The organism is Streptomyces sp. NPDC003042, from assembly GCF_053591315.1.
Genome location: NZ_JBSFTP010000182.1, coordinates 1 through 1,595, shown reverse-complemented (window position 1 = coordinate 1,595; position 1,595 = coordinate 1). Strand labels below are relative to the sequence as shown.

Genomic DNA, 1,595 nt, shown 5'->3' with positions numbered 1-1,595 from the left:
CCAGGTCGGGATCCGCTCGGACCAGGTCACCGGCCGCACCTGGGGTGCCAAGGGCACGACTCCCATCGTCCGCCGGACCGGGAACCGGTTCTCCGTGAACCGATGTCCGCGATCAGCACCCGCGGCCGGATGCACTTCATGGTCTTCACCGAGTCGTTCGACGCGAAGGTCATGTGCCGCTTAGCCTGCCGAACGGCGGCCTGCTCGGCCTCCGAGAGTGGTGTCGAGTTTGCGGATGTCCGCCTCGATGACCGCGGTCGTGAGGAGGTTCTCCTCCAACACCAGCCGACCGTGGGCGCACACCATGGGGTCGTTGTCGATGTAGACGACGGACGCGCCCGGATCGACGGCCTGTGCCACCTGGTGCACGTTGGGGCGGGTCGGCAGGCCCGCTCCGAAGTTGGGGAGGGAGCCGGCGGGCGGCTTCTGCAGCGGCACCGGGTCGGGCTGGGTATCGGTGGGCGAACGCGTGGACCGCATCTCCGCCACCCCCGCCGAGCACGCGAACCTGTTCGACCCGTGCCGGTAGCGGCCCACACCTCCCCCAAGGCCGACTCATCCACGGCGAGCTCGCCGTCGGCAAGGCCTCCGTCCACCACACGGACGGTCAGGGCCAGATCACCGAAAACCTGCGCACGCGGCGATCGCGCCACGCAACATCGTCACGACGCACCAGCGCCGAGCGTGACCCGAAGGAGAAAACCCGATGATCAAGCGCATCCTGGACCAGTGGACCGCCGACCAGGAGCAGAAGCGCCGGTGGCGTGAGGAAGACCGCGCCGACCGCAAGGCAGCCGATCGCGCCGCCGCCGAGAAGGCGGCCGCCGAGGCCGACGCGCAGGCGCTCACGGACGCCATGGTGAAGGCCGAGACCGAGGCGAAGGCCCGAGAGGCCGCCGACGCACAGGCCGCGAAGGAAGCCAAGGAGGCCGAGGTCATGCGGGCGGTCGTCCGTGACCTGGTCGACACCAAGCACGTGGCGGCCACCCTCTCCACGCTGCAGATCACCTGCCACCAGGACACCGTCGACTCCCTGGCGCGGATCGCCTTCGACTCCGCCAGCTGGACCGATCCCGCCCACCCCTGGCACGGCCGAGTCACGTTCAACGACGACGACGACACCGTGACCGTGGCTATCTCCGGCGTCCAGCTGGTCCAGGTCCTCGAAGCCCTCTTCGACACCGGTAGCCCGTGGAAGGCCCGCAGGTCGACGGACGCCCGCCTGGCCTAGCCCCTGTACCTGTTCTTGGGCGAGCAGGTACGCCGGGTCGCCCAGGGTACCGAGGTCGGAGAGATGCCGAGCGGGGCGGCCCGCCTGGACGACGACGCACTTCGAGATGCGACGGAGGGCCCGCAGTGAGCCCGTGGACGACTTCCGCCGCGGCGCTGGGCGGGGCACCGGAGTGGCTGGCGGGATGGCCGCGTCGGACGCGGTAGGCACAGGGTTCAGGTCTGGGCAGAGTACCCCTGTGCGCGCCGCCCCGAGTAAGACTAGGCAGCGTCTGATGGCTCTTTGATGAGGTCGCGGAGCCAGATCACGATGGCTGCTGTGGCCAGGGTGCCGTTGAAGACGTAGTCGCGTTTGTCGTACCTCG

General features: G+C 69.5%; 1 protein-coding gene and 1 pseudogene. One reads left to right on the top strand and one right to left on the bottom strand.

Annotated features, from left to right (window positions below):
* Positions 1-210: 210 nt before the first annotated feature.
* Positions 211-438, bottom strand: a pseudogene (locus ACWDYJ_RS36225) (SAM-dependent methyltransferase); the annotation flags it as partial.
* 268 nt (positions 439-706) lie between these two features.
* Here ACWDYJ_RS36225 and ACWDYJ_RS36220 point away from each other — a divergent pair.
* On the top strand, positions 707-1,231 hold the full coding sequence (locus ACWDYJ_RS36220) for a hypothetical protein (protein ID WP_451569857.1): 525 nt from the start codon (positions 707-709) through the stop codon (positions 1,229-1,231).
* Positions 1,232-1,595: the final 364 nt, after the last annotated feature.

Coding starts and splice junctions, on each gene's coding strand:
- ACWDYJ_RS36220 (WP_451569857.1), top strand. CDS start 707: ATGATCAAGCGCATCCTGGACCAGTGGACCGCCGACCAGGAGCAGAAG.